This is a genomic window from Nitratireductor sp. J20-h4 (genome assembly GCF_056780505.1).
Genome location: NZ_CM165557.1, coordinates 3128600 through 3146111, shown reverse-complemented (window position 1 = coordinate 3146111; position 17512 = coordinate 3128600). Strand labels below are relative to the sequence as shown.

Below are 17512 nucleotides of genomic sequence, written 5' to 3'. Positions count from 1 at the left end.
TGCCTTGCGCGGGAAGCCGGAGGTCGCCTCAGATGTGCGGCACGACTTCCTTGGCGAAGATTTCCATCTGGTCGTAGAGCTCCGGCAGGGTGTTGACGGCGAAGTACAGTCCCAGAAGATGGGTTGCGCCGGCTGCCTTGAGCGCCTGCGCCTTCTCGATCACCTGCTCGGGGGTGCCGATCAGGTTGATGTCCTCGTGCCGGACCTCGCCCTGGTCCTTGAGCGTCGACTGCGACAGCGAGACGAGATGCTTGTGCATCTGGCTTTCCTGGAAGCGCGCAATGGCCTGCTCGCGGGTGCGGCCGACATAGACGACATATTGCGGCGCCACTTCAATCTGCTTGGGATCGCGGTTCTTCTGTTCGGCCAGGGCGTGCAGTTTCTGGACGTTCTCGCGCAGCTTCTCCACCGCGAGGCAGGCCGGCAGCCAGCCGGTCGCGTAGTCGACGGTGCGCTGCAGGGCGTTGACGTTGTTGCCGCCGACATAGGTCGGCAGGACCGGCTGGAACGTCTTGGGGTACATCTCGATATCGTTGAACTTGTAGAACTCGCCGTCGAAACTAGCGGAGCGCTGGTTGTAAAGCAGGTCGAGCGCCTGGAACGCCTCCTCGACCATACGGCCGCGATGGACCTTCCAGCCGGGGTTCAGCGCCTCGAACTCCTCGCGATAGGCGCCGATGCCGATGCCGATCTCCAACCGGCCGCGGCTGAGATGATCGATCGTGGCGATCTGCTTGGCCGCCACGACGATGTCGCGCCGCATCGGCAGGACCAGCATGCCGGTACCCAGGCGCAGCGAGGTCGTTTCGGCGGCGATATAGGCGTAGGTCGACAGGATCTCCCAGAAATTGGGGGCCTGGGAAAATTCCTCGCGGACATATTGCTGGGTCGTCATGTGGTCGTTGCCCCACACGGAATCGTAGCCCAGCGCTTCCGCCCGCTTGGCCATGTCCACCAGGTCATGAACCCCGGCAAACGGCACCGGGTACATCATGCCTTCCATGCCGGTCGGCAGGCCTACGCTTACTTTCATGGCTTCACTTCCCTGTGTCTGCGCTTCGATAATCGGAACAGTGTTGCGAAAATCATCAGGCGCGGAATTTCCTTTGTCAAGCTTCGGTAGGTCAATTTTGCAAATCTGAAGTTCGTGGTAACAGATGTTGACATGTCAGGCTAGCGTCCTCTAACCTGAAAATATCGAAATGGTGTTCCGAAAAACGGTACACTCGATCGGTTGGAGAAAATGCATGCTGCTGAACCGCGAACGTCTGGACCGCGCTCTTGCGGAAAACAAAGTCGACGCGGTTGTCGCTGCCACATTCGAGAACGTCCGCTACTTCACGGGGATCGGCAGCGTCTCCCTGAAGATCCATCCCTATTTCGGGAATTGCTACGCCTTCGTGACCGCCGGCTCGACCGGCGGCGCGAAGCTCGTGTCGAGCGTCGGCGAGGTCGATCAGGTGCTCGATTCCTTCGATGGGGTCGAGGTCGCGGCGACTTTCGGTACGTTCTATCGGGAAATGCGTGACGACGGGCCGCTTCGGCTGACGGAAGCCGAGGCGCGGCTCAAGGCGGCCTCGGTGGAGCTTGCCTCCTCGGGCGCGCCGGCTGCTGCGCTCGCCTCCGCGCTCGAGGCGGCGGGCCTCGCGCACGGGCATATCGGCCTCGACGAGGATGGCATGAAACCCGGTATCGGCGAGGAGCTCCGGCGTCTGTTGCCGGAGGCGCGATTTTCGAATGTTTCGGAGCTTCTGTCGTGGACCCGGCGGGTCAAGACGGCGGAGGAGGTCCGCCGCCTGCGCCGCGCCGCCGCGGCCACCGAGCAGGCGATCCGCGCCGTTGTCGCGGTGCTCGAGGAGGGCGTGACGGAACGAGAGATGATGCTCGAGTTCAACCGGGCGATCGCCGCGCAGGGAGCGATCCCGCAACTGACCATGATCCGGTTCGGGCGCAACGGCGTCGGTGGGCAGGTGCTGCCCGACCTGACTAGGTTGCGCAAGGGCGACACGATCTGGTTCGACGTTGCCTGTACGCGCGACGGCTACTGGTCCGATATCGCGCGCAATGTTTCCTTCGGCGAGCCCGATCCGCGGGTGGCCTCCTATTATGCCGCGCTCAAGCACGGCGAGGATGTGGCGATCGAGTCAGCGCGCCCCGGCATGACCGCCGGCGCGCTTTTCGACCTGATGGTCGACGGGGTCCGTCAGGCGGGCATCCCGCATTATCGGCGTCATCATGTCGGGCACGGCATCGGTGCGGAGATCTATGAAAAGCCGGTTCTGACTCCAGGCAACGATTTGGTGCTGGAGGCCGGCATGGTGCTGAATGTCGAGACGCCCTACTACGAGTTCGGCACCGGCGGCATCCATGTCGAGGATCCCTTCGTGCTGGGCGATGACGGGTCGAACGTGCTGTTGACCGGGCTAACCCGCGAATTGATGGTGGTGGAGCCGTGAACACCGCTGTCAAGTCTCGCAGCAGCGTGTTGTCGTCAGGGCAGCCGGCCGTCGATCCGGTAGGTTATGCCCGCCGACAGTGTCTGCGCCAGCTTGACGAGCGCGGTGATCTCGAGGCGTCCGGTCGTGAGCAGATGCAGCGGAAAGCCGAGCGAAAGGCCCGCGACGACGCCTCCCTGTGCGTCGTAAAGCGGTACGCCGATCGCACCGATGTCCTCGAAGTTCTCGCCGAGGCTGACGGCAAAGCCCGAGCGGCGCACTTCCTCGATATCTTCCTGCAGCGCCTCGGGCGTGGTCTTGGTCTTGTCGGTGCGCCGGGTCAGCGGCCCGGCGGCGATGAAGCGTTCGAAGTAGGCGCCGTCCTGCGCGGCCAGCAGCACCTTGCCGATCGCGGTCGTGTGCAGCGGGATGCGCTCTCCGACATGGGTGGATATCTTCAGCGCGCCGCGCCCTTCCACCACGGCGGTGTAGACCACTTCGAAATTGTTCAGGACACCAAGATAAAAACTGTGTTCGAACTCTCCCGACAATTCCTCGAACACGCGGCGCGCCACGTCCTGAACCGGGTTTTGTTCCGCGTAGCGGCCGGCCAGACGCATCACTTTGGCGCTCAGCCGATAACGCTGCGAATGCTTCGAATGTTCGACATAGCCGAAATTCTCAAGCGTGGTCAGAAGCCGGTGAATGGTCGTCGGATTGGCGTCGAGCGCGCGCGCCAATTCCCGAACGCCCCATTCGGGATGTTCGCTGTCGAACGCCTCCAGGATGCGCAGCCCGCGCGCCAGGTTCAGATTGGGCTGGGTTCGCGGATCGATCTCGTCGGTCCGGGAAAAGTTCGATGGGGGCATTTCGACCTCGACTGGCTGTCGGGCAAGCCGGCGACGGTGCCGCTCACTTGACCCAAAACGTGAATACATTCCAGTAATCGGAACGGTCAATCAAAAACAGAAACACCTAATAGGCGATTGGATTTCCTGACCTCATGCAGACCAAGCACACCAACTCCCTGGCGCTTCGGCAAACCGCGATGGGCGACCCCTCCGTCGATCTTCCGCTGTTTCCGCCGCGGGTCGGTGCGTTTCGGCGGGACGCCGATCCGTCGCTGCCATGGCCTCTGGAGCTGGATTTCGACTATCCCGCTTTGGATAAGAGCCTGTTTGGGGCGCCGCGATCCGGCCCCAGTCTCGGGCTTGGCGCATGGGCACCGCTGATGCCGCCGCTGACGCCGCAAACCAATCTGGGTGAGGGCGAAACGCCGTTCTTCGAAATGGCGAGGCTTGCCGATTGGGCCGGCACGGACCGTCCCGTCTTCGTCAAGGACGAGGGCCGCAACCCGACCTGGAGCCACAAGGATCGCCTCAACCGCTGCACCGTCAGCGCCGCGCAACTCGTCGGCGCGCCGGGCGTCATCGTTGCCTCGTCGGGCAATCACGGCGCCTCGGCCTCGGCCTACGCAGCCGCCGCGGGCCTGCCCTGCATCGTCTTGGCGAGTTCCACCGCGCCGCTTGCCATGCAGCGTTTCGTTGCCGCTTACGGCGCGGCCGCGCTCGCCGTGCCGTCCGACCGGCGCTGGGACCTGATGGCCCGGCTGCAGGCCAAGACGGATTTCCATCCGGTCAGCAATCTGACGCCGCAGGCCCATACCGGGCATCCGTTCGCGATTGAGGGCTACAAGTCGATCGCCTACGAGATTTTTCGCGATCTCGGCGGCACCGCGCCCGGGTCGGTCTTCGTGCCGACCGGTTATGGCGAACTGCTCTATGGCGTGTGGAAAGGGTTCGCCGAACTCAGGGCGCTCGGCCTGACGGATCGCGTTCCGCAGCTCTATTCGTGCGAATCGACCGTCTACGGTCCTCTCCACCGCGCCTTGCGCGACGATCAGCCGGTCGCAAGCGTGCCGTCGCCCAACGGCAGCACAAGAGCGCTTTCGATCGCCACGCCGGTCGGCGGGCTGCGCGGCCGCCGCGCGATCCTGGAAAGCGGCGGCAAAGCGCTGGCGATGGACGATGAGGCGATCGAGGCGGCGCGCGCCAAGCTCGCACGGTCGGGGCTTTGGGTGGAGTTTTCCGCCGCGGCCGGGCTTGCGGGCCTGCGCCAGCAGGCCGCTCGCGCACGGCTGCCCGAGGGCGCGGCGGTCTGTCTGGCGACCGCGAGCGGGATGAAGGATGTCGACGGGGCGGGCGAGGGACTGCCGGAAACGGATGGGTCCTTTGAGGACGCCACGCGCGTGCTCCGCGAAAACTACGGACTGGAAATCTGACCGATGTGGAGGGTACCTGCAGAGCAAGCATTTTGAACGCGGATGAAAAAGAACCAATGGCCTCCGAAAAAACAACCGGAGGGGATCAACAGGAGAACCAACACATGAAACGGTGGACAAAGGCGGCCCTCGTGGCGGTCGCAACCCTTGCCGGCACGCTCCCGGCCCTTTCGCAGGACGAACCCATCACCTGGCGGATGTCGAGCTATGCCGGCGAGACCTGGGGCCTGTGGAAGAACATCGTCATGCCCTTCACCAAGCGCGTGAACGAGCTCTCAAAGGGCCGGCTGGTGATCGAACCCTATCCGGTCGACGTGCTCGCTCCGGCGACGAAGAACTACGAGGCGGTGCTCGACGGGACCGCCGATGCGGCGATGATCACGCCGCTCTACGCGGTCAATGCCGATCCGGCCAATAGCTTCTACGCCGGCCATCCTGGCGGCATGGGGCCGGAAACCATGCTCTACTGGCTCTACGAGGGCGGCGGGCAGGACCTGCTGACCCAGTTCAAGCGCGACACGCTCGGTCTGCACTCGCTGGTCGGCGGCGTCGTCGGCACGGAGCTTTGGCATTCCCACAAGCCGATCGAAAGCGTCGCCGACCTGAAGGGCCTGAAGTTCCGCGCCGCGGGCTCGTGGGCCTCCATCCTGTCGGAGGAGTTCGAAGCCGCGCCGGTCTTCGTCACCGGCGGCGAGGTCTACCAGATGCTCGATCGCGGCGGGGTGGACATCGCCGAATGGTCCGGGCCGGCCGACAATCAGATCGCGGGACTGGAAAACGCGGCCGAATACATCATCACGCCGGGTCTTCATTTCCCCGCCGGGATCAACGAATTCATCGTCAGAGCGGATAAGTGGGACGCGCTTCCCGACGATCTCAAGGAAATCGTGACCGCGGCCGCGAAGCTCGCCGTGTTCGAAAGCTACCTGCAGTCGGGCATGGCCGACCTGGTCGCGATGAAGGAGCTGCGCGCCGGCAACAACAAGCTCCAGGAACTGCCGGCGGAAGTCACCGAGGCGATCACCGCGGCGGGCCGCAAATGGGCCGCAACCCAGGCGGAGGCGCAGACAGCCAGCGGCAATGCGTGGATGAAGAAGATCGGCGACAGCTACTTCGCCTATCAGGATCTCTATGCCGACGGCGCTTCCTTTAAGCACCTGGATCGGAAATGATCGGACCGGGCCCGGGTCGCGCTTCGCGGCTCCGGGCCCGGCCTTCCAGCAGGAAGTCACAATGAAACTCATCGACAGACTATCGGCCGGCTTCGCCTTCCTCGCGGGCATCATGGTCTTTCTGCTGATCGCGGTGATGATCTTCGAGGTCGTCAGCCGCTACGTGTTCGGCAGCCCGACCCTGTGGGCGGGCGACTTGACCTATATGCTGGGCGGTGCGCTGTTCTTGTGCGCGGCCGCCTTCTGCCTGAAGGAGGACGGTCATGTCAGCATCGACTTCCTCGTGCTGATGCTGCCCGAGCGCCTGCACTCCGGCATCGGCGCCGTCTTGCTTCTCACACTCGCTCTACCGAGCTTTTCAGCGATCAGCTATGTCGCGGTCGCCAAGGCGCTGCGCGCCTACGAAAAAGGCGAGGTCGACCCGGTCAGCGCGTTCGCATCGCAATTGTGGCCTTTCTACGCCGCGCTGGCGGCGGGTATGGTGATGCTCACCGCCCAGATCCTGGTGACCGGCCTGCGCGCCTCCTTGAAAGCGGCAGGGCGTGATGGGTGATCCCTTGCTCGCGGGGTTGATGTTCCCGACCCTTTTCCTCCTCATCCTGCTTGGACTGCCGGTCGCTTTTAGCCTGATCGTCACCGCCTTCGGCTTCGCGCTACTGGCCTTCGGCGACATCGCGCCGGCCCAGCTCTACCGCTTCGTCGACAAGGTCGCTTCCCAGCCGACCTTCGCGGCCATCCCGCTGTTTGTGTTCATGGGTGCCATGCTGGAGCGCTCCGGGATCGCGGCGCGCCTTTTCGAGGCGATGCGGCTGTGGCTCGGCAGGTTGCCGGGCGGACTGTCGCTCGCCGCGCTGTCGATGTGCGCGATCTTCGCCGCCGGAACCGGCATTGTCGGCGCGGTCGAGGTCATGGTCGGCATGATGGCGATCCCGGCGATGAAGAAATACAACTATTCCAACGACCTGATCGCTGGCACGATCTGTGCCGGCGGGTCGCTCGGGACCATGATCCCGCCGTCGATCGTCGTCGTGGTCTACGCCACCCAGGGCCAGCTTTCGATCGGCGATCTGTTCGCCGCGGTCATCATTCCCAGCATATTGATGGTCGCCTGTTTCCTGGGATATGCGCTGGCGCGCTGCGCGCTGCGCCCTCAGGACGGCCCGCCGGTCGCGGACGAGGACTTCGCCATGCCGATGCGCGAAAAGATCTGGATCACGCTGACCTCGCTGCTGCCGGCATTGGCGCTGGTTCTGGCAGTGGTCGGATCGATCATCGCCGGGATCGCCGCGCCGACCGAAGCCGCCGGCGTCGGCGCGCTCGGCACGATCATTTTGACACTGTTTTACCGGCGTCTCACGATCGAGGTTCTGTGGTCGGCGACGCGCGCGACGCTGGTGATCACCGCGATGGTGATGCTCATCGTCGTGGGCGGAACCATGTTCACCAGCATCTTTCAGATCAATGGCGGCCGCCAGCTGATTCAGTCGACGATCCTGGCGATGGACCTGTCCTCGGGCGAGCTGATCCTGATCGTGCTTTTGATCATCATGATCCTCGGCTTCGTTTTGGACTGGATCTCGATCGTTTTGATCTGCGTGCCGATCTACGATCCGCTCCTGCGCGCCGCCGGCATCGATCCGGTCTGGTTCGCGGTGCTTGCCATCATCGCCCTGCAGACCAGCTATCTGACCCCGCCAATGGCGCCGTCGCTGTTTTATCTGCGCTCGATCGCGCCGCCGGACATGAGTTACCGCCAGATGGCGCTCGGCGTGATGCCCTTCGTGGCCTGCCAGGTGCTGGTGATGCTGATCGTCTATTTCTTTCCGGCGACCGCCTTGTGGCTTACCTCCTTTGTCGGGATCTGACGGCGGCCGGAGCGAAGGAACGAAGGACAATCCCATGACACATACTGGCGTCGGTGCGTCTCTCCCGCGCAAGGAGGATGACCGCTTTCTTCACGGGCGCGGCCGCTACCTCGCCGATATCGAAATGCCGCGTATGCTGGATGTGGCCTTCGTGCGCAGCCCGCTGGCCCATGCCGAGATCTTGGCGATCGACAAACCGGAGGAGGCCGGCGAGCGGGTCTTCACCGCCCGCGACATGGACGGCGTGGCGCCGATCCGGCCCACCTCCAACGTGGCCGGACACCGGATCGTAGGCAGCCCGCCAATGGCGCTCGACCGCGTGCGTTTCGTCGGCGAGATCATCGCCGCCTGCCTCGCTCCGAACCGGGCGCAGGCCGAGGATCTGGCCGAGCGGGTGGTTCCCGACCTGAAGGAACTGCCCGTGGTGGCCTCGATCGACGCGGCGATGGCTGAGGGCGCGCCGCTCGTGCACGCGGACTGGGGCACGAATCTGTCGATGGAAACCCGCTTCGACAGCGGCATCGAGGAGCAGGTGGCGCGCGCCACCGTCCAGGTGACACGCACGCTCGACATGGCGCGCCAGGCGATGGTGCCGCTCGAGGGCAAGGGCGCGCTCGCCCATTACGATGCCCGCGACGGCCAGCTCGTGGTCTATTCCTCCACCCAGTCGCCGCACATGATCCGCAACGCGCTTTGCCAGTGCCTTGGCCTGCAGCAGCGCCAGATACGTGTCGTGGCGCCCGACGTCGGCGGCGGCTTCGGCTACAAGGCGATCCTGCATCCCGAGGAGGTGATCGTCGCCTGGCTGGCGCTGCGGCTGAAACGGCCGGTCCGCTGGCTGGAAGACCGGTTCGAGCACCTGACCGCCGGCGCCAACGCGCGTGAACATCGCTACCGGATGACGGCGCATGCCGACGATCGCGGCCGCATCCTGGCGCTGGACGCGGTGCTGACCACCGATGCCGGCGCCTATTCGATCTGGCCGCACACCAACGGCTTCGACGCCATCCAGGCAAGCGGCATCCTGACGGGCCCCTACGATATCGGCGGCTACCGGGTGCGTACGATGACGGTTGCGACCAACAAGCCGCCGCTTTCGCCCTACAGGGCGGTCGCGCGCCCCGGCGCCTGCTTCGCCATGGAAACCCTTGTCGACGCCGTGGCGCGGGCGGTCGGCCGCGATCCGGTCGACGTGCGGCTGGAAAACCTCGTTCCCGCAGCGGCAATGCCCTACAAGGCGATCACCGGTAAGGAATATGACAGCGGCGACTACCCGGCCTCGCTGCGCCGTACGCGTGCGCTGGTCGACGCGGTGTCGGCAGATTCCGGACCCGACAGGCTGATCGGCACCGGCTATGCCGTCTATACCGAGCACACCGCGGTCTCGACCGCCACCATCTCCCAGATCGGCGTGCAGATGATGCCCGGCTTCGAGCAGGCCGCCGCGCTCATGCAGCCGGACGGGAGCCTCGAGATCCGGGTCGGTGTACAGTCGCATGGGCAAGGCATGGAGACGACGCTGGCGCAGATCGCCTCTGAGGTGCTGGGCATAGATCCGCACCGCGTGTCTGTGCGCCATGGCGATACGGCGCTTTCGCCCTATTCGACCGGTACTTACGCTTCGCGCGCCGTCGTCATGACCGGCGGTGCGGTCGCTGCCGCTGCCGACAAGCTTGCGTTCAAGCTCAGGGAGATCGCCGCGCACATGATGCAGTGCACGGCCGACGATGTGCGGCTGGAGGCCGGCGAACTGGTCGGGCCGGGCGCCTCGATGACGATCGAGGAAGCAGCAGTGATCTGGCATTTCCGTCCCTTCGATCTACCCGAGGAGCTTTTGCGCGATGGGCTGGAAGTCACCGGCGGCTATCGCCCCGACGGCGATCGGGCGCCCTTCGCCTATGCCGCCCATGCCGCGCGGGTGGCGGTTGACCCGGAGTTGGGAACCGTGGAGGTGCTCGACTATGTCGCGGTCGACGATTGCGGCACTCGGGTCAACCCGATGATCGTCGACGGCCAGGTGCTGGGCGGCGTCGCGCAGGGGATCGGTACGGCGCTGTTCGAGGAAGTGCCCTTCGACGACCAGGGACAGCCGCTTGCAACCACGTTTGGCGACTATTCGGTGCCGGCGGCGAGCGAGATTCCGATGATCCGGCTCGACCACATGGAAACGCGCTCGCCCTATACGCGCTTCGGCGTGAAGGGCGTCGGCGAAGGCGGCGCCATCGCCCCGCCGGCCGCCGTGGTCAACGCGATCAACGACGCGCTCCGATCCACCGGGGCGGAGCTGTGCGCCGTGCCGGCCACGCCGCGTCGGGTACTGCAGGCGATCTTCGATGCCCAGGACCGCGCCGCCGGTAAGAAGGAGGCCGCGCGATGAAGGCTCCCGCGTTCGACTATCTGCGTCCCGCCACCATTGCCGAGGCCGTTGCCGCGCTCGCCGAAGGCGCCGGCGGTGCGCGGATACTCGCCGGCGGCCAGTCGCTCGTGCCGATGCTCAATCTGCGCGTCGCCTTCGCCGAGACGCTCATCGACATCGGCGCGATCGCCGACCTGCGTGCGGTCGTTGACGAGGGCGAAACCGTGCTGATCGGTGCCGGCGTCACACACGCAACGCTTGAGGACGGCACGATGGGCGATCACTGGCACGGCATGCCTGCCTTCGTCGCCCGCGACATCGCCTATCGCGCGGTGCGCAATCGCGGCACGCTGGGCGGCAGCCTGTGCCATGCCGACCCCGCCGCCGACTGGCCGGTGGCCATGATGGCGCTCGGCGCCACCATGTTGCTTGCCGGTCCGGATGGCGAACGGGCGCTGGCGGCCAAGGACTTTTCCGTCGACGTTTTCACCACGGCGCTTGAAGAGAACGAGATGCTGACCGGGATCCGGTTGCCGAAACTGTCGCCTTTGGCCCGCTGGTCCTACCGCAAGATGCGCAAGAAGGCCGGCGCCTTCGGCGAGGCGATCGCGGCGGTGGTGCACGATCCCGCGCGCGGCTTCACCCGCGTCGTCGCCGGCAGCAGTGCGGTCGGCGGGCCGTGCCGGCTGGAGGCTCTGGAAGGGGCGGTTGCGTTAGGAAGCTTGGCGGCGGAGGCCGCGATCCGCACCGCGCTTGCCGAGCGCGAACCCGATCTCGACCGCTACGAGATGCAGATCCACGCCACCTGCCTGCGCCGTGCCATGAAGGAGGTTTCGTCGTGACCACGCTTTCGCTTACCGTCAACGGCGAGCCGGTGCGCGCCGAGATCGATCCGCGGCTCAGCCTGGCCGACTTCCTGCGCGAGAACCTGGCGCTGAAAGGCACGCATCTCGGCTGCGAGCATGGCGCCTGCGGGGCCTGCACGGTGGTGGTGGACGACATGCCGATGCGCTCCTGCATCACACTGGCGGCCTCGTGCGAGGGCGTGCGGGTCACCACGGTCGAAGGTTTCGACGACGATCCGGTGGTCACCCGGCTGCGCCAGGCCTTCCGCGACGAGCACGCACTTCAATGCGGCTATTGCACGCCGGGCATGCTGGCCACGGCGCGCGACATCGTGCTGCGTCACGACCGGCCCGATGTCGAGCAGATCCGCGCAGAGCTCGCCGGCTGCATCTGCCGCTGTACCGGCTATCGCGGCATTGTCCGCGCGATCGCGCATGTCATCGAGACCAAGAGCCAAGCTACCGAGGCGAAAGCCGGAACCACCTAACGAGAGGACGGTATGGATTTTTCATTTTGCGCATTGCCACGGCAGACCGCGGCCGAGGTCATCGAGATGGTGCAGCGGGCCGAGGATGCTGGCATCCCGATGGTCTGGGTGCCCGACGAGACCTTCATGCGCGACCCGTACGTGCTTTTGGGCGCGATCGCGGCCAGGACCAGCACGATCAAGCTCGGGGTCGGCATCGCCAATCCCTATACGCGGCACCCGATCCAGATAGCCCGGGCCGTGGGCACGGTGGCCGATCTGTGCGAGGGCCGCGTCGTGCTGGGCATCGGCGCGGGGCTGAAGCCAACGCGCAAGGCGATGGCCGCGCCGGACGGAGACTTCACCGAAACGACCCGCGACGCCATCGTGGCGATGAAGGCGGTGCTGGCGGGTGAGCATCATTCGGTGGCAAACGACGTCTTTCGTTTCGACAACGCGCATATGGAGTTCAAGCCGAAGAACCCGGTCGATATCTATGTCGCCACCACCCATCCGCGCGCCTTTCGCATGGCGGGCGAGGTCGCCGATGGCGTGATCGTCGGCAATGTCGGGCGCCCCGACGCGATGAGGACGGTGACGGGGTGGATCCGCGAGGCGGCGGCGGCCGCCGGCCGGCCGGAAGACGCGGTCAAGATCGTGGCCTGGAACTTCGCCCTTTGCGGTGAGGGGAAATCGGCCATGTACGACACGATCCGGCTGATCACCGCGCGCACCATCGCCAATTCGCACAGCAAGGTGACGGGGATCCTGGGGATCGACAAGGACGAGGTCGAGAAGATCCGCGCCGTCATGCGCGGCGGCGCGACCAAGGTCGGCCCGGACCTGATTCCGGACGACTATATCGACCGGATCGCCGTGATCGGCTCGGCGGAAGAATGCCGGGCCGGCATCGAGGAGCTGGCGGCGGCGGGTGCCGATATTTTCGGCCTGCGCCCGAGCCTCGAGGTGCTCGAGCGCTTCGACTACGAGGCGATGGTACACCGGCTGTGGGGGGCGGTGCGGTAGCCGGGGTCCGGCGAACCGAAATCCTCGGGCCGGTCGGGGCGTCGGCCGCGAGGCTGCTTCACTCGTGCGTCCTTGCCGGCCGGCATGGCACACAAGGGCGGTTGTTGCGAAAACCGGTTCTATCACCGCGCCAGGTCGAGCAGGGCGTCGAGCAGCACGTTGGTTCCGGCCGCCAGGTCTTCGGGCGATGCGTATTCGTTGACATTGTGGCTGATGCCGTCCCGGCACGGCACGAACACCATCGCTGTCGGCACCACCTTGGCGACATTGGCGGCGTCGTGCAGCGCGCCGCTGGCAATCTTGCGATAGGCGTAGCCGCGTCGCTCGGCGCCGGCCTCGAGCGCGCGAATGCAGCGTGCGTCGAACTGGGTCGGCGAAACGGAGATACGCTGCGCAACAGTGGCCGTGCATCCGGATTGCTCGGCGAGGGTTTCGCAGATCGCGGTGCATCTGGCGGTCAGCCCGGCCAGCTTCTCGGCGTCGGGGTGGCGGATGTCGATCACGAAGGCGGCTTCGCCGACGATGGTGCTCGGCCCGTCAGTGGCGGTTTTCAGCCGGCCGACGCTGACGCGGGCCGCCGGGCCGCATTCCAGGCCGGCCTCGTTGAGCGCCGCCAGCATCCGGGCGGCCGCCAGCAGCGCGTCCTGCCGGTGGTCCAGCGGGGTGGTTCCGGCATGGGCGTCGGTGCCCGAAACCCTGACGTCGAGCCAGGTCAGGCCCTGGACGGAGGTGACGACGCCGACCTGCTTTTCCTCCCGCTCCAGGACCGGTCCCTGCTCGATATGCAGTTCAAGGAATGCCGCGAGCGGGATCTTCTGTGAAGAATCTCCGAGCCAGCCGCGCAGGCGCGCCTCGTCGTCGAACAGCATGCCGTCTGCGGCGCGGATGTCGGAGAGCGCGGCGTCCGTCAGCGTGCCGGCATACCAGGCCGAACCGAGCAGGCCGGGCGCGTAGCGCACGCCTTCCTCGTTGGTCCAGTTGACCACGGCCAGCGGAGCTGTGGTCTCAAGACCCGCGTCGTTGAGTGTCTCCACCGCTTCGAGGGCTGCCAGCACGCCCGATATGCCGTCGAAGCGCCCGCCGTGCGGCTGGGTGTCGAGATGGCTTCCCGAAGCAACGATGCTGCGCGCCGGGTCGCTGCCCGGGCGGATCGCGAACATGTTGCCGGCGCGGTCGACATGCAGGTCGAGACCGGCGTCGCTGCACCACGACGCCAAAAGCGCGCGCGCCTCGGCGTCTTCCGCCGTCATGGCCAGGCGGCAGGACCCGTTGCCGGCGATCGCGCCGATCCGGGCGATGTCCATGTGGCGCGCCCACAGCCGATCGGCGTTGACCTGCAACGGGGGAAGCGGATCGTTGGCCGTTTTTGTCAAAGTGTCCTCTCCCTGCGCCCGCTGACGAGTTGGGAAATCATCACCGCCAGCACCAGGGCGCCGCCGTAGAAGAGATCGTGCACATAGGTGCGGAAGCCGAGCACCGAAAGCCCGTTGATGCCCGTCACCAGGAAATAGACCGCGATCACCGATCCCCACGCGTTGAAGCGGCCCGGCTTGATGCAGGTCGCGCCGAGAAAGGCCGCGGCGAAGGCGGGCAGCAGCAAGGTCGTTCCCGAGTTCGGATTGGCCGAGCCGGTGGTGCCGGTATAGAGAATGCCGGCGATCGCGCCCATTATGCCCGATGCCGCGAAGGCCATCATGCGCACGCGCCCGACCGCCACGCCGGTGAGGCGGCCGACCTCGCGGCCGCGCCCGGTGAACAGCAATTGCTGCCCGTAGGCGGTGTAGGAAAGCACGTACCAGATGATCGCGGCCAGTGCGACCGCGTAATAGAAGCTGATCGGGATGCCGAAGATCCGGTGGATGATCACGTATTGCATGAGCACGCGCGAGACGCCGCTGATCGTCTGGCTGTCGCTCATCCACAGCGTGATGCCGTGCAGAAACGTTCCCACCCCGAGCGTGACGATCAGCGAATGGACGCGAAAAAACAGCACGATCGTTCCATTGATCACGCCGACCAGAGCGCCGGCTGCCAGCGCGATCGGGATGATGTAGGCGAGCGGCACGCCCAGGCGCGCGCTCAAGATCGCGGTCAGCATCGACACGAAAGTCAGGGTCTGGGCGATGGACAGATCGAAATCGCCGGCGGTGAGGGGAATGATCAGGCCGAGGGTAACGATCACCAGCACGGCTTCTGAGCCGAAGATGCTGGAGAAGTTGGACCAGCTCAAAAAGGTCTCGGGGCGCATGGCGCCGAAGATCGCGATCACGGCCAGCCACACCAGAACGAGCCCGAACCGCTCGACTTGATAGCCGACGCTAGACTGACGCATGAACTCTGCTCTCCCCGTAACAGGCCGCCTCGATGGATGATTTCTTGACTGCGTCACCGCGCAGCTCCGCCTTGACGCGCCCGCGCTCGAACACAAGCACGCGGTGCGCGATCATCTCGAGCTGTTCGAACTCCGACGTGGCGCAGATGATGGCGGCGCCTCGGGCGCACGCCTCCAGCAGCCGGTCGTAGATTTCCCGGCGCGCGCCGACGTCGATGCCCTGCGTGGGCTCGTCGAGCAGGATCAGCTTCGGGTCGAGCCGCAGCCATTTGGCAAGCAGCAATTTCTGCTGGTTGCCGCCCGACAGTTCCGAGGCCGCCTGCTGTGGCGACTGCGCCTTGACGACAAAGCGGCGCATCAGCTCCGCCGTTGTCGTCCTGTTGCCGCGATGGTCGATCCGCAGGCGACCGCCACCTTGCACCATGGCCGGCAGCATCGCGTTTTCGGCGAGCGTGAGGTCGAGCGCCAGGCCCGCTTTCTGGCGGTCGGCGGGAATGAAAACGATCCCGGCCGCAATCGCGTCGGCCGGCTTGAGGCGGCGCAGTTCGTGGCTTCGACCGCCCATTGAGAGCCTGCCCGCCACCGCCGCCGACGCGCCCGAAAGCAGATAGGGGACCTCGTCGTAACCCGAGCCGATCAGTCCGGTCAGGCCGAGGATTTCGCCGGGCGCGACCCTTAGGTCGAGATCGTCGACGAACCGGCCGCGCAGCCCCTTGACCACCGTTGCCGCGTCAGTTCCGGAAGGCGCGTCGCCGACGAGTCTGGCCTGGCTCATTGAGCGGCCGACGATCGCGGCGACGATTTCGGAGCGGTCGGTGCGGCCGGTTTCGAAACTGCCGATCACCTGGCCGTCGCGCAGCACGGTCGCGCGGTCGGTAATCTCCATCACCTCGTCGATGTCGTGCGAGACGAAGATGATGCTGACCCCGGACTGCTTGAGCCGGCGCATCATGGCGAAGAGTTCGCGAACGTCCTCGATCGGCAGGAAAGGCGTCGGTTCGTCCAGAACCAGAAGTCCCGGCGTGGCCTGCTCGTTGTGCGAGCCGACGCGGTCGGCCGCGCGGATGATGGCGAGCTGGGCGCGCTTGACCGGCGTCAGTTCCTCGACCGCGGCCCAGGGATCGAGATCGAGGTGGTGCTCCGCAAACAGCCGGCGCGCCCGCGCGGCTTCCGCCTGCCAGTTGATGAACCAGGACGCGACCCGCTCATGATCGCCGGCGATCAGGTTTTCGAGCACCGTGGCCTCGGGCAGCAGGCCCAGATTCTGGTGGACGAAGGACAATCCGATGCGTTCGCTGCGGCCGGGCGGTATCGGCAGCGGCACCAGTTTTCCGTCGATCTCAAGCGTGCCCCCGTCCGGCTTGTGAAAGCCGGACAGGATCTTGATCAGCGTGGACTTGCCAGAGCCGTTCTTGCCGAGAAGCCCGTGGATTTCGCCCGGCATGACGGCGAGGTCGGCGCCCGAAAGCGCGTGGACGCCGCCAAACGATTTCGACAGTCCCCTGATCGCCAGCCTGGGAGGATGCCGCTCGTTCACTCAGCGAGCTGCCACAGCTTCCGGTAGCCCGTCACATAGGCGTCGCCGTACCCCTTGGCCGCATCGGCCGGCTCGCCGACCTCGCCGATATTGTCCGCGTCGAAGACGCGCAGCGGAACCTTGGAGTCGCGGATGGTTTCCTTGCCGCACAACAGCCGCATCTCGGCGTCGAGCATGGCGTGCGCGATCCAGTCGAGGTTCTCGCCGATATCCATCTCCACGTCGCCGGCGCGGATCAGGTCGAGCACGAAAGGCGTACCGTTGAAGGTCGCGACCTTGACCCGGTCGTTGCGGCCGGCGATCGCGATCGCCGGTGTTACGAAACTCGACATGCTGTCATAGATCGGGATCACGTAGTTGAGGTCGGCATCGGCCTGCAGCGCGCCGGCGACGGTCGGCTGGATCTTCGTCGCCCAGTCGGTGATCGGCACGTTGACGATCTCGTATGTGCATTCCGGGCAGCGCGTGTCGAAGGCTTCCTTGAGGCCGCTGACGATCGAATCCGTCGACAGCGCCTCGTTGGACACCAGAACCAGCGCATTGGTCTTGCCGCCGGTCCGGGCGATCGTCCAGTCGGCCATCAATTCGCCGGCCTTGCGGTAGTCGATCGCCACCGCGGCGTCGACGCCGGCCGGCGCGTCCTGCTCAAGCCCGGTCAGGTGCGAGGTGACGATTTTGACGCCCGCGGCCTGGGCCTGGGCGACCTGGGGCTCGAAGAAACGCGGATCGGCGCCGGCGAGCAGGCTTACCAGGTCGTAGCCGTTATTGGTGGCGTGCTCGATGCCCTGGATCCACTGGGTGGGATTGCCCTGGTTCTCCCACTCCATGTGCTCGAAGCCGAGTTCGGCGGCGAGCTTGCCCTTGTGATCGCTGATCGTCTTGATGAACGGGATCGAGCTGGAGGCCGGTATCGTGAAGATCTTCTTGCCGGCCATGCAGGATTTGGCGTCGAACGCTTCGCCCGGTGCCTCGAAATCGGGAATGCCTGAATAGGCTTCGATATTGGCGCGCGCCTGGTCGACGCCGTCCTGTGCCGCGGCGGGCAGCAGGCTGGCGAGGACGAAGGCGGATGCGAGGCCGGTCAGTGTTTTCAGGCGTGTCATGCCATTCTCCCTTTGTAACGTTTGGTTTCCCCTTGCCCCGAGGCGGCTCGTACGAATCACCTCGCGGGTCTTCTCCTCAGGCGGGCGTGACGG

At 65.7% G+C, this 17512-nt stretch carries 15 protein-coding genes; 9 read left to right on the top strand and 6 right to left on the bottom strand.

The window, feature by feature from the left end; genetic code table 11:
- Window positions 1-28: 28 nt before the first annotated feature.
- Window positions 29-1033: an LLM class flavin-dependent oxidoreductase gene (locus tag ACT2B0_RS15205; protein ID WP_473458860.1), complete on the bottom strand. Its 1005-nt coding sequence runs from the start codon at window positions 1031-1033 to the stop codon at window positions 29-31.
- A 214-nt stretch (window positions 1034-1247) separates the two neighbouring features.
- On the opposite strand from ACT2B0_RS15205, the gene ACT2B0_RS15200 reads away from it, so the two are divergent.
- Window positions 1248-2456, top strand: coding sequence for a M24 family metallopeptidase (locus ACT2B0_RS15200; RefSeq protein WP_473458858.1), 1209 nt, complete (start codon window positions 1248-1250; stop codon window positions 2454-2456).
- Between the two features lie 35 nt (window positions 2457-2491).
- Here ACT2B0_RS15200 and ACT2B0_RS15195 read toward each other — a convergent pair whose 3' ends face one another.
- Window positions 2492-3304, bottom strand: a complete 813-nt coding sequence (locus ACT2B0_RS15195; protein ID WP_348414188.1) for an IclR family transcriptional regulator — start codon at window positions 3302-3304, stop codon at window positions 2492-2494.
- Window positions 3305-3438: 134 nt separating this feature from the next.
- Between ACT2B0_RS15195 and ACT2B0_RS15190 the strand changes: the two genes are divergently transcribed.
- From ACT2B0_RS15190 to ACT2B0_RS15155, 8 genes are all read left to right on the top strand, one after another.
- Window positions 3439-4716 carry a threonine synthase gene (locus ACT2B0_RS15190; protein ID WP_481658409.1) on the top strand — a complete coding sequence of 426 codons (1278 nt, stop codon included), beginning with the start codon at window positions 3439-3441 and terminating at the stop codon, window positions 4714-4716.
- Window positions 4717-4820: 104 nt separating this feature from the next.
- Complete coding sequence (gene dctP, locus ACT2B0_RS15185; RefSeq protein ID WP_348414190.1) at window positions 4821-5888, top strand: TRAP transporter substrate-binding protein DctP; 1068 nt, start codon at window positions 4821-4823, stop codon at window positions 5886-5888.
- Between the two features lie 61 nt (window positions 5889-5949).
- Window positions 5950-6441, top strand: a complete 492-nt coding sequence (locus ACT2B0_RS15180) for a TRAP transporter small permease subunit (protein ID WP_348414191.1) — start codon at window positions 5950-5952, stop codon at window positions 6439-6441.
- Complete coding sequence (locus ACT2B0_RS15175) at window positions 6434-7753, top strand: TRAP transporter large permease (RefSeq protein ID WP_473458854.1); 1320 nt, start codon at window positions 6434-6436, stop codon at window positions 7751-7753. Before ACT2B0_RS15180 ends, ACT2B0_RS15175 begins: the two co-directional genes overlap by 8 nt.
- 34 nt (window positions 7754-7787) lie before the next feature.
- A complete protein-coding gene (locus ACT2B0_RS15170) occupies window positions 7788-10130 on the top strand; it encodes a xanthine dehydrogenase family protein molybdopterin-binding subunit (RefSeq protein ID WP_473458852.1) in 2343 nt (780 codons plus the stop codon).
- Entirely contained in the window at window positions 10127-10951 is an 825-nt protein-coding gene (locus ACT2B0_RS15165) for an FAD binding domain-containing protein (RefSeq protein ID WP_473458850.1), read from the top strand. The genes ACT2B0_RS15170 and ACT2B0_RS15165 overlap by 4 nt, the downstream gene beginning before the upstream one ends.
- Entirely contained in the window at window positions 10948-11442 is a 495-nt protein-coding gene (locus ACT2B0_RS15160; RefSeq protein ID WP_473458848.1) for a (2Fe-2S)-binding protein, read from the top strand. The genes ACT2B0_RS15165 and ACT2B0_RS15160 overlap by 4 nt, the downstream gene beginning before the upstream one ends.
- A gap of 12 nt (window positions 11443-11454) precedes the next feature.
- Window positions 11455-12447 carry an LLM class flavin-dependent oxidoreductase gene (locus ACT2B0_RS15155; protein WP_473458846.1) on the top strand — a complete coding sequence of 331 codons (993 nt, stop codon included), beginning with the start codon at window positions 11455-11457 and terminating at the stop codon, window positions 12445-12447.
- Between the two features lie 122 nt (window positions 12448-12569).
- On the opposite strand, the gene ACT2B0_RS15150 is transcribed toward ACT2B0_RS15155, so the two are convergent.
- From ACT2B0_RS15150 to ACT2B0_RS15135, 4 genes are read right to left on the bottom strand one after another with little or no spacing between them, the layout of a single operon-like run.
- Window positions 12570-13820 (bottom strand): M20 family metallo-hydrolase, encoded by a 1251-nt coding sequence (locus ACT2B0_RS15150; RefSeq protein ID WP_473458844.1) that lies wholly within the window; start codon window positions 13818-13820, stop codon window positions 12570-12572.
- Window positions 13817-14779: an ABC transporter permease gene (locus ACT2B0_RS15145; RefSeq protein WP_473458842.1), complete on the bottom strand. Its 963-nt coding sequence runs from the start codon at window positions 14777-14779 to the stop codon at window positions 13817-13819. The genes ACT2B0_RS15150 and ACT2B0_RS15145 overlap by 4 nt, the downstream gene beginning before the upstream one ends.
- A complete protein-coding gene (locus ACT2B0_RS15140; RefSeq protein WP_473458840.1) occupies window positions 14766-16316 on the bottom strand; it encodes a sugar ABC transporter ATP-binding protein in 1551 nt (516 codons plus the stop codon). Before ACT2B0_RS15140 ends, ACT2B0_RS15145 begins: the two co-directional genes overlap by 14 nt.
- Window positions 16313-17419, bottom strand: a complete 1107-nt coding sequence (locus tag ACT2B0_RS15135) for a sugar ABC transporter substrate-binding protein (protein WP_473458838.1) — start codon at window positions 17417-17419, stop codon at window positions 16313-16315. Before ACT2B0_RS15135 ends, ACT2B0_RS15140 begins: the two co-directional genes overlap by 4 nt.
- Between the last annotated feature and the right edge of the window lie 93 nt (window positions 17420-17512).

What these genes read in the sequence shown, in the direction of transcription:
- ACT2B0_RS15165 (WP_473458850.1), top strand. Translation starts at nt 10,127, where the DNA reads ATGAAGGCTCCCGCGTTCGACTATCTGCGTCCCGCCACCATTGCCGAG.
- ACT2B0_RS15175 (WP_473458854.1), top strand. Translation starts at nt 6,434, where the DNA reads ATGGGTGATCCCTTGCTCGCGGGGTTGATGTTCCCGACCCTTTTCCTC.
- ACT2B0_RS15180 (WP_348414191.1), top strand. Translation starts at nt 5,950, where the DNA reads ATGAAACTCATCGACAGACTATCGGCCGGCTTCGCCTTCCTCGCGGGC.
- ACT2B0_RS15190 (WP_481658409.1), top strand. Translation starts at nt 3,439, where the DNA reads ATGCAGACCAAGCACACCAACTCCCTGGCGCTTCGGCAAACCGCGATG.
- ACT2B0_RS15170 (WP_473458852.1), top strand. Translation starts at nt 7,788, where the DNA reads ATGACACATACTGGCGTCGGTGCGTCTCTCCCGCGCAAGGAGGATGAC.
- ACT2B0_RS15155 (WP_473458846.1), top strand. Translation starts at nt 11,455, where the DNA reads ATGGATTTTTCATTTTGCGCATTGCCACGGCAGACCGCGGCCGAGGTC.
- ACT2B0_RS15200 (WP_473458858.1), top strand. Translation starts at nt 1,248, where the DNA reads ATGCTGCTGAACCGCGAACGTCTGGACCGCGCTCTTGCGGAAAACAAA.
- ACT2B0_RS15145 (WP_473458842.1), bottom strand. Translation starts at nt 14,779, where the DNA reads ATGCGTCAGTCTAGCGTCGGCTATCAAGTCGAGCGGTTCGGGCTCGTT.
- ACT2B0_RS15135 (WP_473458838.1), bottom strand. Translation starts at nt 17,419, where the DNA reads ATGACACGCCTGAAAACACTGACCGGCCTCGCATCCGCCTTCGTCCTC.
- ACT2B0_RS15205 (WP_473458860.1), bottom strand. Translation starts at nt 1,033, where the DNA reads ATGAAAGTAAGCGTAGGCCTGCCGACCGGCATGGAAGGCATGATGTAC.
- ACT2B0_RS15195 (WP_348414188.1), bottom strand. Translation starts at nt 3,304, where the DNA reads ATGCCCCCATCGAACTTTTCCCGGACCGACGAGATCGATCCGCGAACC.
- dctP (WP_348414190.1), top strand. Translation starts at nt 4,821, where the DNA reads ATGAAACGGTGGACAAAGGCGGCCCTCGTGGCGGTCGCAACCCTTGCC.